General features: G+C 65.7%; 10 protein-coding genes. All 10 read left to right on the top strand.

Features of this window, described 5'->3' with window-relative positions:
* Positions 1 to 21 precede the first annotated feature (21 nt).
* The 10 genes from ACOKS3_RS04495 to ACOKS3_RS04450 all read left to right on the top strand — a co-directional run bounded on the left by ACOKS3_RS04495 (position 22) and on the right by ACOKS3_RS04450 (position 13,659).
* Complete coding sequence (locus ACOKS3_RS04495) at positions 22 to 1,455, top strand: TolC family outer membrane protein (RefSeq protein ID WP_103445648.1); 1,434 nt, start codon at positions 22 to 24, stop codon at positions 1,453 to 1,455.
* Positions 1,452 to 3,620, top strand: a complete 2,169-nt coding sequence (locus tag ACOKS3_RS04490; protein WP_103445649.1) for a type I secretion system permease/ATPase — start codon at positions 1,452 to 1,454, stop codon at positions 3,618 to 3,620. The genes ACOKS3_RS04495 and ACOKS3_RS04490 overlap by 4 nt, the downstream gene beginning before the upstream one ends.
* Positions 3,617 to 4,801 (top strand): HlyD family type I secretion periplasmic adaptor subunit, encoded by a 1,185-nt coding sequence (locus ACOKS3_RS04485; RefSeq protein WP_103445650.1) that lies wholly within the window; start codon positions 3,617 to 3,619, stop codon positions 4,799 to 4,801. The genes ACOKS3_RS04490 and ACOKS3_RS04485 overlap by 4 nt, the downstream gene beginning before the upstream one ends.
* 198 nt (positions 4,802 to 4,999) lie before the next feature.
* Complete coding sequence (locus ACOKS3_RS04480; protein ID WP_103445651.1) at positions 5,000 to 5,899, top strand: chemotaxis protein; 900 nt, start codon at positions 5,000 to 5,002, stop codon at positions 5,897 to 5,899.
* Between the two features lie 98 nt (positions 5,900 to 5,997).
* Positions 5,998 to 6,309 carry a hypothetical protein gene (locus ACOKS3_RS04475; protein WP_103445652.1) on the top strand — a complete coding sequence of 104 codons (312 nt, stop codon included), beginning with the start codon at positions 5,998 to 6,000 and terminating at the stop codon, positions 6,307 to 6,309.
* Positions 6,306 to 7,040, top strand: coding sequence for a YkgJ family cysteine cluster protein (locus ACOKS3_RS04470; protein ID WP_103445653.1), 735 nt, complete (start codon positions 6,306 to 6,308; stop codon positions 7,038 to 7,040). Before ACOKS3_RS04475 ends, ACOKS3_RS04470 begins: the two co-directional genes overlap by 4 nt.
* Positions 7,041 to 7,344: 304 nt before the next feature.
* Positions 7,345 to 8,508: an efflux RND transporter periplasmic adaptor subunit gene (locus ACOKS3_RS04465; RefSeq protein WP_103445654.1), complete on the top strand. Its 1,164-nt coding sequence runs from the start codon at positions 7,345 to 7,347 to the stop codon at positions 8,506 to 8,508.
* Entirely contained in the window at positions 8,505 to 11,597 is a 3,093-nt protein-coding gene (locus ACOKS3_RS04460; protein WP_103445655.1) for a multidrug efflux RND transporter permease subunit, read from the top strand. Before ACOKS3_RS04465 ends, ACOKS3_RS04460 begins: the two co-directional genes overlap by 4 nt.
* 9 nt (positions 11,598 to 11,606) lie before the next feature.
* The gene (locus ACOKS3_RS04455) at positions 11,607 to 12,281 is read left to right on the top strand and encodes a heavy metal response regulator transcription factor (protein WP_099814267.1); all 675 of its coding nucleotides are present in this window, start codon (positions 11,607 to 11,609) and stop codon (positions 12,279 to 12,281) included.
* Positions 12,256 to 13,659, top strand: coding sequence for a heavy metal sensor histidine kinase (locus tag ACOKS3_RS04450; protein ID WP_103445656.1), 1,404 nt, complete (start codon positions 12,256 to 12,258; stop codon positions 13,657 to 13,659). Before ACOKS3_RS04455 ends, ACOKS3_RS04450 begins: the two co-directional genes overlap by 26 nt.
* Positions 13,660 to 13,661: the final 2 nt, after the last annotated feature.

The following is a 13,661-nucleotide window of genomic DNA, read 5'->3' as shown; positions in this document are numbered from 1 at the left end:
GATCAGCAGTAAGGGAATTTCGTGAAGCGAAGCAGTCCGCTGTCACCGCTGTGGCTGGGAGCCTTCGGGCTCCTGGTATTGAACCTGAATCCGGTTGCCCAGGCAGCCGATGACATAGACCCCAGACTGCGCACCATTGGGCCGTCATTGATGCGCGACGCGCCCGACGCCATCCCCGCTCGCCCGCCTTCCGGGCAGTCCAACAACAATGGCGACCGCCTGGGGCTGGCCGAGGCGGTGCTGACCGCCGCGCAGTGGCACCCGAGCATCGCCGAAGCCGTCGGCAACCTCTACAAGCAGGGCGAAGGCATCAACGTCGCCCGTGCCGGTTACTACCCACAGATTTCCGGCGGTCTGCGCACCGGTTATGACACCGGCTATGGCGGCGACCGCAACAGCCAGGCGCTGAATCTGTCGTTGAAGCAGATGCTCTACGACTTCGGCAAGGTCGACAATGCCGTCAGTGCCGCGCAGGCCGCCGCTACCCGGGCCCAGGCCAACATCCTGCTGGTGGTCGACGACCTCGCCCGCGACACCGCCTACGCCTGGATCGAAACCCGTCGCTATGAACAGCTGATGGTCATCGCCCGCGACCAGATCCGCGGCGTCGGCGACATCGCCGGCATGGCCCGCCAGCGCAGCGACATGGGCGCCAGCACCCGCTCCGATGTGGTCCAGGCCGAGTCGCGGGTGGAAGGCGCCCGCGCCACCCTCGAGGAATACCAGTCGCAGTACGAACGCTGGCGTTCGACCCTGGCCGAACTGCTTGGCCGGGTGGCACCGCCGGCCCTGGCCGAGGCATCACCACCGGAGCTGAACCAGGCGTGCAAGCGCTCTTCAGGCGGCAGCGACCGCTTGCCAGCCGTGCTGATGGCCCTGGCCTTGCGCGCCCAGTCTCAGGCCGAATTGGCCCAGGCCAAGGCCGAAGCCTACCCCACGCTGTCGCTGCAACCCCAGGTCAATCACTACTTGGATAACGACTACAACCGCGACAACCGCAGCCTGGACCGTACCCAGGCGGGCATCTATCTGAATGTCGAGGTGCCCATCTACCAAGGTGGCGCCATCAGCGCCCGCAGCCGCGCCGCCGGCCATGCACTGAGCGCCGCCGACTCCGCCGAAGACGCCGCGCGCCTGCAGGCCCGCCGCGGCCTGGCCGAAGCCATGGCGCAGACGTCCGGGCTGGGCCGGCGCCTGAATTCGCTGGAAGCGCGCCAGGCCAGCATCCAGGAAGCCCGCGAACTGTATGGCAGGCAATACCTGGACCTGGGCACCCGGCCCTTGCTCGACCTGCTCAACGCCGAGCAAGAGATCTACCAGTCACGCTTCGAACTCGCCGGCACCCGCTCCGACCTGCTGCGCCTGGATGTCGACTGCCTGTACAACTCCGGCGCCCTGCGTACCGCCTTCGGGCTGGAAGGGCGCAACCTGCAAGGGGTGGAAATCGAGCCATGAACGATACCGTCAAGCTGACCCAGGCCGGTCAGGCGCAGAACCCGGAGCCGGCTGTGGTGCACCGCCCTGATCTCGGCCCCTGGCTGGAAGTGATGCTGCAGGTCGCCCACCACTATCGTCTGGATGTTTCGCCCCAGCGCATTCGCCTGGCGGCAGTCGAAGATGCGCGACCGCTGGATGAAATCCTCCGGCACATGGCGCGCCAGGCAGGGCTGACCTTGCGCTTCGTGCGCTACGACGCCAAGGCCCTGCGCCAGTGGCGCACGCCGCTGGTGCTGGAACTGGACGATGGCCAGTTGGCTACCGTCGAGGCGGTGACCGAGGAAAACGAGCTGGCCGTGGTATTTGCCGGCGACCAGCGCCTGACCTCACGCCTGCCTCGCGAAGCGCTCGAAGGGCGCATCAACCGCGTGGCCTTGATGCGCCCGGCACGGCCGCTGCGCGATGTGCGCACCGACGACTACACCGCGCCCTACGATCGCCACTGGTTCACCCGTATCGTGCTGCGCGACCTGCGCCCGTATGGCCAGGTGATGGTCGCATCCTTGGTGGCCAACGTGCTGGCCCTGGCCGGGGTGCTGTTTTCGATGCAGGTGTATGACCGGGTGATCCCCGCCGAGTCCCTGCCGACCCTGTACGTGCTGTTCGGCGGCGTGGTGCTGGCGCTGGTGTTCGACTTCAGCATGCGCCTGCTGCGGCTGAAGGTCACCGACCTGCTGGGCAAGCGTGCCGACCTGCGGGTGTCTGACCTGGTCTACGGCCACGCGCTGCGCCTGCGCAATTCGGCACGGCCGAAATCCACCGGGTCGTTCATTTCGCAGCTGCGCGAGCTGGAGTCGATCCGTGACCTGATCACTTCGAGTACCGCCACGGCCTTAGCCGACCTGCCGTTTTTCCTGCTGTTCCTGCTGGTGTTCTGGCTGATCGGCGGGGTGCTGGTGTTCATCCCGCTGGTGGCGCTGCTGGCCATGGTCATCCCGGGGCTGTTGGCGCAGCGACGTCTGGCGGCACTGGCCAATGCCTCGATGCGCGAGTCGTCGCTGCGCAACGCCATGCTGGTGGAGAGCATCCAGGGCCTGGACGAGATCAAGGCGCTGCAGGCCGAGGCGCGCTTCGAGCGCCAGTGGAACCAGTACAACGCCGCCTGCGCGCACACCAGCCTGCGCCTGCGCACCCTGACCAACGGCCTGGTGACCTGGACCCAGAACGTGCAGGGTGCGGTGTTTGCCGTGGTCATCGTGATCGGCGCGCCGATGGTGATTGCCGGCGACCTCACCACCGGTAGCCTGGTGGCGGCCTCGATGCTGTCGTCACGGATGATGGCACCGCTGGCTCAACTGACCCACGTACTGACCCGCTGGCAGCAGGCCAAGGTGGCCCTGCAAGGCCTGGACAAACTGATGCAGGCGCCGGTCGACCACCCCGAAGGCGAGGCCCGCGTGCACCTGCCGGCGATCCGTGGCGAATATGCGCTGCGCCAGGCCCACTTCCGCTACAGCCCGGAAGCGCAACCGGTGCTGAGCATCGGCCAGCTCGACATCCAGCCCGGCGAGCGCATCGCTGTGCTCGGGCGCAACGGTGCTGGCAAATCGACCCTGCTGCAGGCACTGGGCGGCGCCATGGACCTGAGCCAGGGCGAAGTCAGCCTCGACGGCATTGCCATGGCCCACCTCGACCCGGCCGACCTGCGCCGTGACGTCGGCCTGCTGGCCCAGTACGCACGGCTGTTCCACGGCACCCTGCGGGAAAACCTCACCCTCGGCGCCGGCCAGGCCAGCGATCAGGAACTGGTAGCCGCGCTGGCCGCCACCGGGGCTCTGGATTTCGTCCGGCACCTGCCCAAGGGCCTCGACCATCTGATTCTCGAAGGCGGCGTGGGCCTGTCCGGCGGGCAGCGCCAGGCCTTGGTGCTGGCACGTTTGCTGGTTCGCCAACCGCAGGTGCTGCTGCTCGACGAGCCCACCGCCTCGCTCGACGACGTCACCGAGCGCAAGCTGCTGGATAACCTCGATCGCTTCTGCCAGGGCCGTACTCTGGTGATCGCTACCCACCGCCTCAGCGTGCTACAGCGTGTGGATCGCATCATCGTGCTGGACGGCGGGCGCATCGTCATCGACGACAAACGCGACGCCGCCCTGGCCAAGCTGCAAGGAGCGCAGGCATGAGCAACCACGAACTCCCCGCCTCCTACCTGGACGGCCAGGACGACCAGGCCGTGCTGCGCGCCGGCCGCATCATCACAATCTGCGCAATCATGCTCGCCGCGTTCCTGGCCTGGGCCGCCTGGTTCGAGGTAACCGAGGTGTCCACCGGCACCGGCAAGGTGATCCCCAGTTCACGCGAGCAGGTGATCCAGTCGTTCGAAGGCGGCATCGTCGCCGAGATGAACGTGGCCGAAGGTGACCTGGTCGAGCGCGGCCAGGTGCTTGCCCAGCTTGACCCGACCAAGACCGCGTCCAGCGTTGGCGAAAGCGAAGCCAAGTACCGTGCGGCCAAGGCCAGCGTGGCGCGCCTGCGAGCCGAGGTCACCGGCAAGCCGCTGAGCTTCCCTGAAAGCCTGCACGATTCGCCCGACCTGATCGATGCCGAGACGGCGCTGTACGAAACCCGCCGCCGTGGCCTGGAGCAGACCCTGGCCGGCATCGAGGATTCGCTGCGGCTGGTGCGCGCGGAACTGAAGATCACCGAGAACCTGGCCAAGATGGGCGCCTCCAGCCGGGTCGAAGTGATCCGCCTGAACCGCCAGCGCTCGGAGCTGGAGCTCAAGGCCAATGAGGCCCGCTCCGAGTACCTGGTGCGCGCGCGTGAAGAGCTGGCCAAGGCCAGTGCCGAAGCCGACAGCCTGTCGGAAGTGATCCGCGGGCGCAGCGATTCGCTGACCCGCCTGACCCTGCGTTCGCCGGTACGCGGCATCGTCAAGGACATCGAGGTCAACACCTTGGGCGGCGTGGTGCAGCCTGGCGGGCAGGTGATGAAGATCGTGCCGATGGACGAGCGCCTGCTGATCGAAACGCGCATCGCCCCACGGGACATCGCCTTCATCCACCCCGACCAGGCGGCCAAGGTCAAGATCAGTGCCTATGACTACTCGGTGTATGGCGGGCTGGATGGCAAAGTGGTGGGGATATCGCCAGACACCCTGCAGGACGAAGTGAAACCGGAGATCTACTACTACCGGGTGTTCATCCGCACCGAGCAGGACAGCCTGACCAACAAGGCCGGCAAGCACTTCGCGATCGTGCCGGGGATGATTGCCACGGTGGATATCCGTACCGGCGAGAAGACCATCCTCGATTACCTGATCAAACCACTGAACCGCGCCCGCGAGGCCCTGCGCGAACGCTGACCGCAAAGCAACACAGCCCCTTGTAAGAGCGGGCTTGCCCCGCGAACACGGGCGAAGCCCGTGCCATCCACCGCGTCGCTTGCTTCGCGGGTCAAGCCCGCTCCTACAAGATCTCGGCCCTGTTAACTGAACGGTGGACTAAAGCCCGGACGACCTGGGCCGATAACCCGGTATCCCCTGTCTCCCACGAAGGTCACCATGGCCACGCAAAATGCCCGCGCGGACTCGCTGTCGCTGCTGCTGTTCACCCTGCGCAGCGGGAAGCTGATGGCAATCAACCTGCTCAAGGTCAGCGAGATCATCCCCTGCCCGCCACTGACCAAGCTGCCCGAGTCGCACCCGCACGTGAAAGGCGTGGCGACCCTGCGCGGCAACTCGCTGTCGGTGATCGACCTGTCCCGGGCCATCGGCGAACGCCCGCTTGCCGACCCGCACGGTGGCTGCCTGATCGTCACCGAGATCAGCCGCTCGCGCCAAGGCCTGCACGTGCAGGCGGTGAGCCGCATCGTCCATTGCCTGAGCACCGACATCAAGCCGCCGCCGTTCGGCTCGGGCAACCGATCGTTCATCACTGGCGTGACCCGGGTCGACAACACGCTCGTTCAGGTGTTGGACATCGAGAAGGTCATCCACGGCATCGCCCCGCCCGAGCCGGAGCCACAGCCAGGTGAATTGAGCGAGGAAGACGCCAGCCTGCTGGCCGCCGCCAACATCCTGGTGGTCGACGACAGCCAGGTGGCGCTGCAACAGTCGGTGCACACCCTGCGCAACCTCGGCATCGACTGCCACACCGCACGCAGCGCCAAGGATGCGATGAACGTGCTGCTGGAGCTGCAAGGCACCGCGCAAGAGATCAACATCATCGTCTCGGACATCGAAATGTCCGAGATGGATGGCTACGCCTTCACCCGTACCCTGCGCGAGACCCCGGACTTCCAGCACCTCTACGTGTTGCTGCACACCTCGCTGGACAGCGCCATGAGCAGCGAGAAAGCCAAGCTGGCCGGGGCCAATGCCATCCTCACCAAGTTCTCTTCGCCCGACCTGACCGACTGCCTGGTGACGGCGGCACGGACCGTGGTGTTTGCCGAGCGCTGAAGCTCGTGTTGTTATATTCAGCGACAAACTCCCAGGCTTGCCGCCAGGGGTGACTCGGGCATAATTCGCGCCCCTCGGATCAACTCCCGGAACCGCGTATGAAGTTTTTCAGCTCTCTCCTGATCGCCTGCGCCCTGTTCAGCGGTGTTGCCCAGGCCTCCAGCAGCCAGGCCTGGAACGAGCAACGCCAGCAGATGCTCAAAGCCTGCCTCAAGGCCAGCCAGTTCAAGGATGCCCACGCCCGCGGCAAACCAGCGGAGTTCGATGACCAGATTGGTTTCAGCGCCCTGCTGATCGAAGGGGTCTATCCACAGAACCATATGCAGCAACGCACCGGCACCGAGTTGTGCCTGTATGACCGCAAGCAGCAGCAGGCCTACATCAGCGAATGGAACCCGGACGACAAGTGAACGACAGCCTGCGTTTTGCCTGTACCGGTTGTGGCAAGTGCTGCACCGGCCACCACGTACCGCTGACCTTGGACGAGGCGCGTCAGTGGACTGCAGGCGGTGGCCAGGTGGTGGTCTTGATCGAAGGCTTCGTGACCGATGGGCCGGGGATGCCGGTAGATCAGCGCGAGCATGTGCTGCGTCGCTCGTATCCGGTGCCTTGCGGCGGCAGCGAAGTGCGCGTTTCGGTGACCTTTGCCGCATTCAACCCGGGGCGCTGTCGCAACCTCGACGACAATGACCTGTGCACCATTTATGAAAACCGACCGCTGGTCTGTCGCATCTACCCGGTGGAAATCAATCCGCATATTCCGCTGCGGCCAGAGAACAAGGACTGCCCACCCGAGGCCTGGGAGCAAGGGCCCGTGCTGATCCACGGCACACTGCCGGTGGACCCGACGCTGCTGGCGCTGGTGCAGGCTTCGCGGCAGGCGGATCGCGACGACATCGCGGCCAAGGTGGCTATCTGCGAGGCACTGGGGATGACCACCAGCGCGCTCAAGGGCAATGGGTTTACCGCTTGGCTACCGGACATGGCGGCCTTTGCCGGGGCGCTAGCGCAGGCGTCCTCAGGGAACGGGGCTGAGTGGATGCTGCATGTGGAGCAGCCTGAACTGGTGAATGAGTTGCAGGGTCGAGGATTGCAGACCACTGCTGAAGCACCGGTCTACTATGCCTTTATCGGGTTCTAGGTAAGCAAGTTCGACCTCTTCGGTTATCGCTGAAGCAGTTCCCCGCCTATCAGACGCCATCCGACAGAGCGCGTAGGATAGTTAGTCACCCCTGCGCTCTTGAAGTATTTGGTTTCAGATTCGGAATATCCCTGCAGCTGGGATTTGCGCATCACCACAAGACTCAAGACGGACACCCCAAAATCCAACCTCCCCCAACCTGTCACCGCTGTCAGCCGGCTGTCACGCTGCCGACCCGGTCACAGCGCTATAAACTCCAATACACACCTCCGTTCCCCACCCCTTGGCCAAGGTGCCCGCGCCGATGCGACGTCCTTCCCGTTCCGCTGTTCTCGCCGCGTTGGCGCTGCTCGCCGTGGTGGCCCTGGGTAGCTGGTATAGCCAACGCCAGCAAGCCACCGCGCCCCATGCGCAAGCGGCGATCCCGGTGCGCGTGGTCAGCGTCGCCCAGCAGGACGTGCCGCGTTACGCCAGCGCCATCGGCTCGGTGCTTTCACTGCACAGCGTCGAAGTGCGACCACAGGTCGAAGGCGTGCTGACCCAGGTACTGGTCAAGGAAGGCCAGTGGGTGAAGGAAGGCGACCTGCTCGCCACCCTGGATGACCGCGCAATCCGCGCCACGCTCGACCAGGCCCGCGCCCAGCTTGGCCAGAGCCAGGCACAGATCCAGGTGGCCGGTGTCGACCTCAAGCGCTACCGCCTGCTCAGCACCGACGATGGCGTGTCCAAGCAAACCCTCGACCAACAGCAGGCGCTGGTCAACCAGCTGCAAGCCACGGTCAAAGGTAACCAGGCAGCCATCGCCAATGCCGAGGTGCAACTGTCGTACACGCAGATCCGCTCGCCGGTGACCGGGCGTGTCGGCATCCGCAATGTCGACCCCGGCAACCTGGTGCGCACCACGGATACCCAAGGCCTGTTCAGCGTCACCCAGATCGACCCGATCGCCGTCGAGTTCGCCCTGCCGCAACAGATGCTGCCGACCCTGCAGGCCCTGCTCAAGGCGCCAACCCCGGCGCTGGTCGAGGCGTACATGGACGCCGACGGCGAACGCAACCTGCTCGGCGAAGGGCATCTGGCGCTGATCGACAACCAGATCTCGGCCAATACCGGCACGGTACGGGTCAAGGCCGAATTCGACAACAAAGACGGTCGCCTGTGGCCGGGGCAGCTGGTCACCATCCGCCTGCGTACTGCGGTCGAGGAGAACGCACTGGTGGTGCCGCCCCCGGTGGTGCAGCGGGGTGTCGACGGGCACTTCGTCTACCGCCTGGACGGTGACAAGGTCACCGCCGTGCCGGTCAAGGTGCTGTATCAGGACAGTGGCCTGAACATCATCGCCGGGGTCAAGCCGGGCGAGCGCCTGGTGCTCGACGGCCAGTCACGGCTCAAGCCGGGTTCGCGGGTCGAGGTCACCCCGGACGCCCCGCCGCCGGCGCAAATGGCTGAGCGCAGGAGCCAGCCATGAATACCCGCAACGGTGTCTCGGCCTGGTGCATCGACCACCCGATCGCCACCCTGCTGCTGACCTTCGCCCTGGTGCTGCTGGGCGCCATCGCCTTCCCGCGGCTGCCGGTGGCACCGCTGCCCGAAGCGGATTTCCCGACCATCCAGGTCACCACCCAGCTGCCCGGTGCCAGCCCGGAAACCATGGCATCGTCGGTGGCCACGCCGCTGGAGGTGCAGTTCAGTGCCATCCCCGGCATGACCCAGATGACCAGCAGCAGTGCGCTGGGCTCGACCACGCTGATCCTGCAATTCACCCTCGACAAGAACATCGACACCGCCGCCCAGGAAGTCCAGGCGGCGATCAACACCGCCACTGCGCGTCTGCCCCAGGACCTGCCCAACCCGCCGACCTGGCGCAAGGTCAACCCGGCCGACAGCCCGGTGCTGGTGCTCACCGTCAGCTCCGCACAGATGCCCGGCAATGACCTCAGCGACTACGCCGAGACCTTGCTGGCGCGCCAGCTCAGCCAGATCGAAGGGGTCGGCCTGATCAACATCACCGGCCAACTGCGCCCGGCCATTCGCGTGCAGGCCCAGCCGGAAAAGCTCGCCGCCATCGGTCTGACCCTGGCCGATGTGCGCCAGGCCATTCAGCAGACCAGCCTGAACCTGGCCAAGGGCGCGCTGTACGGCGAACACAGCGTCTCGACCATCGCCGCCAACGACCAGCTGTTCCACCCCGAGGACTACGCCCAGCTGATCGTCTCGTACCGTAACGGCGCGCCAGTGCACCTCAAGGACGTGGCCAAGGTCATCAACGGCGCCGAGAACGCCTACGTCAAAGCCTGGTCCGGCGACCAACCGGGGCTCAACCTGGTGGTGTTCCGCCAGCCCGGGGCGAACATCGTCGACACAGTCGACCGGGTGCTGGCGGCCCTGCCCAAGCTGCAGGAAATGCTCCCGGCGTCGATCGAAGTGTCGGTACTGCAGGACCGTACCCAGACCATCCGCGCCTCTTTGCACGAAGTGGAGCTGACCCTGATGATCGCCGTGGCCTTGGTGATCGGGGTGATGGCGCTGTTCCTGCGCCAGTGGTCGGCGACCCTGGTGGTGTCCAGCGTGCTCGGAGTGTCGCTGATCGCCAGTTGCGCATTGATGTATGTATTGGGCTTCAGCCTGAACAACCTCACATTGGTGGCCATCGTCATCTCGGTGGGCTTCGTGGTCGACGACGCCATCGTCGTGGTCGAGAACATCCACCGTCACCTGGAGGCCGGCGACGACAGCCGTACGGCGGCGCTCAAAGGCGCGGGCGAGATCGGCTTCACCGTGGTGTCGATCAGTTTCTCGCTGATCGCCGCGTTCATCCCGCTGCTGTTCATGGGCGGGGTGGTCGGCCGGCTGTTCAAGGAGTTTGCCCTGACCGCCACCTCGACCATCCTGATTTCGGTGATGGTGTCGCTGACCCTGGCACCCACCTTGTGCGCATTGTTCATGCGCCGCCCGCCCGGCGAGCAGCATGGTGGCTTTGGCGAGCGCCTGGTGAAGTGGTACGAAAAAGGCCTGAACCGTGCCCTCGCCCACCAACGCCTGACCCTCGGCGTGTTCGGCGTGACCCTGGCCCTGGCTGTGGTCGGTTACATCGGCATCCCCAAGGGCTTCTTCCCGCTGCAGGACACCGGTTTCATCCTCGGCACCACCGAGGCGGCGGCGGACGTGTCGTACCCGTCGATGGTCGAGAAGCATCTGGCGCTGGCGAAGGTCATCGGTGAAGACCCGGCAGTGCAGGCCTACTCCCATTCGGTGGGGGTCACCGGCAGCAACCAGACCATCGCCAACGGCCGCTTCTGGATCGCCCTCAAGCCGCGTGGTGAGCGCGACGTGTCGGCCAGCGAGCTGATCGACCGGCTGCGACCGAAGCTGGCCCAGGTGCCGGGCATCGTCCTGTACATGCGTGCCGGCCAGGACATCAACCTCAGCTCCGGCCCCTCGCGCACCCAGTACCAGTACGTGCTCAAGAGCAACGACGGCGTGGCGCTGAACCTGTGGACCCAGCGCCTGACCGACCGCCTGCGGGAACACCCGGTGTTCCGCGACCTGTCCAACGACCTGCAACTGGGCGCCAGCGTTACCCGCATCGACATCGACCGCCAGGCCGCGGCGCGCTTCGGCCTGACCACCACCGATGTCGACCAGGCGCTGTACGACGCCTTCGGCCAGCGGCAGATCAGCGAGTTCCAGACCGAGACCAACCAGTACAAGGTAATCCTCGAGCTGGACGCGAAGCAGCGCGGCAAGGCCGAGAGCCTGAACTTCTTCTACCTGCGCTCGCCGCTGACCAACGAGATGGTGCCACTGTCGGCCCTGGCGCATGTCGCGCCGCCGAGCACCGGCCCACTGTCGATCAGCCACGACGGCCTGTTCCCGGCGGCCAACCTGTCGTTCAACCTGGCCCCCGGCGTGGCCCTGGGCGATGCGGTGAAGATCCTCGAACGCACCCAGCGTGAACTGGGCATGCCCGACTCGATCAGCGGCAACTTCCAGGGGGCGGCCCAGGCCTTCCAGAGTTCGCTGTCGAGCCAGCCATGGCTGATCCTCGCCGCACTGGTGGCGGTGTACATCATCCTCGGCGTGCTCTACGAGAGCTTCGTCCACCCACTGACCATCATTTCCACCCTGCCCTCGGCCGGCCTGGGTGCGTTGATCTTGCTCTGGGCGATGGGCCAGGACTTCAGCATCATGGGCCTGATCGGCGTGGTGCTGCTGATCGGCATCGTCAAGAAGAACGGCATTCTGCTCATCGACTTCGCCCTGGAAGCCCAGCGCCACCACGGCATGACACCCGAGCAGGCGATTCACCAGGCGTGCCTGACGCGCTTCCGGCCGATCATCATGACCACACTTGCCGCCCTGCTGGGCGCGGTGCCGCTGATGTTCGGCTTTGGTGCCGGCGCCGAGCTGCGCCAGCCGCTGGGCATTGCGGTGGTCGGCGGGCTACTGGTGAGCCAGGCGCTGACGCTGTTCACCACCCCGGTCATATACTTGGCCCTGGAGCGCCTGTTCCACCGCCGCCAGGCCGCCCGTGCGGCGGCGCCAAGTGCCAGCTAGGACAAGACCATGCGTGTGCTGATCATCGAAGACGAAGAAAAAACTGCCGACTACCTGCATCGCGGCCTGACCGAGCAGGGCTTTACCGTCGACCTTGCACGGGACGGCATCGACGGCCTGCACCTAGCCCTGGAGGGCGACTACGCAGTGATCGTGCTCGATGTGATGCTGCCCGGCCTGGACGGCTACGGCGTGCTGCGCGCACTGCGCGCGCGCAAGCAGACGCCGGTGATCATGCTCACCGCCCGCGAGCGCGTCGAAGACCGCATCCACGGCCTGCGCGAAGGCGCCGACGATTACCTGGGCAAGCCGTTCTCGTTCCTCGAACTGGTCGCCCGGCTGCAGGCCCTGACCCGCCGCAGTAGCACTCACGAGCCGTTGCAGATCCAGGTCGGCGATCTGTGGATCGACCTGATGGCGCGCAAGGCCAGCCGCGCCGGCCAGCGCCTGGAGCTGACCGCCAAGGAATTCTCGCTGCTCAGCGTGCTGGCCCGGCGCCAGGGCGAAATCCTCTCCAAGACCGCCATCGCCGAGCTGGTCTGGGACATCAACTTCGACAGTGATGCCAATGTCGTCGAAGTGGCCATCAAGCGCCTGCGTGCCAAGCTCGACGGGCCGTTCGACAACAAGTTGCTGCACACCATCCGAGGCATGGGCTATGTCCTGGAAAACCGCGCCGCTTAACTCCATCGCCCTGCGCCTGTCGGCACTGTTCATCCTGGTGGCGCTGGGGGTATTCGTGCTGATCGGCTCGGCGCTGTACCGCCAGGTCGACCGCAGCCTCGACCTGTTGCCGGCGGCGGAACTGGATGCGCGCTTCAGCGTGCTCGAATCCACCCTCAACCGCTTCGGCACACCCGAGCACTGGGCCAAGATCAACAACAAGCTCAACCTGCTCAGCGAAGAAGACAAGCGCATCCGCTTCTGGGTGGTCAGCAGCAACCCCGCCTACGAGTACGGCCAGCCCAGCGAGCTGGTCCGCGCCTTCGCCGAGGGCCCGCAAGGCATGCGCGACCTGCACCTGCCCGACCACCTCTACCCGTACAAGGTGCTGGTCAGCGAACTGCCGGCTTTGGGCGAGCGCCCGCCGCTGCGCTTTCTGATCGGCATCGACACCGAGACCTTCTGGCAGGCGCAGCACAGCCTGCTGGTGGCCATTGTCGGCCTGGCGGTACTCGGTGTACTGCTGGCTTCGGTGCTGGGTTACTGGGTGGCGCGCATCGGCCTGCGACCGCTGCTGGCGCTGTCCATCGAGGCCCAGGCCCTGGCACCGCCGCGCCTGGATGGGCGCTTGCAGACGCAGAACCTGGCGCCGGAACTGGCGCAGTTCGCCGGTGCCTTCAATGCCGCGCTGGACCGGGTCAGCCAGGCCTATTCGCAGCTCGAAGCCTTCAACGCCGACGTTGCCCACGAACTGCGCTCGCCGCTGACCAACCTGATCGGCCAGACCCAGGTCGCCCTCACCCGCGGGCGCAGCGCCGAGCATTACTTCGAAGTGCTGCAGTCGAACCTGGAAGAGCTGGAGCGCCTGCGCAGCATCATCAACGACATGCTGTTCCTCGCCAGCGCCGACCAGGGCAGCAAGGCCACCGCCCTGACCCAGGCCTCGCTGGCCGAGGAAGTGGCCACCACCCTCGATTACCTGGACTACATCCTCGAAGACGCGCAGGTCAGCGTGACCGTCAGCGGCGATGCCCAGGCGCCCATCGAAAAAGCTCAGCTGCGTCGGGCGTTGATCAATCTGCTGAACAACGCCGTGCAGCATACGGCGCCGCACCAGGTGATCGAGGTGCAGATTGAAGCGGGGCCGGAGCAGGTCTGCATTGCCGTGAGCAACCCGGGGCCGGCCATCGACGATGCGCACCTGCCGTTATTGTTCGAGCGGTTCTACCGGGTGGATGCGGCGCGCAGCAACAGTGGCGGCGGTAACCATGGTTTGGGTCTAGCAATCGTCAAGGCGATCGCGTTGATGCATGGTGGGGACGTTTTTGTGCGTAGCGTGGCGGGTTCAAACACTTTTGGCATACGTCTGCCTGGCAGGCATACCAGATGCACAATTTGATT

Origin of the sequence: Pseudomonas sp. HS6-2, from assembly GCF_049325675.2 — a bacterium.
Lineage (GTDB): Bacteria > Pseudomonadota > Gammaproteobacteria > Pseudomonadales > Pseudomonadaceae > Aquipseudomonas > Aquipseudomonas putida_N.
Note: the sequence above shows the minus strand (reverse complement) of the source record. Positions and strands in the feature narration are given on the sequence as shown.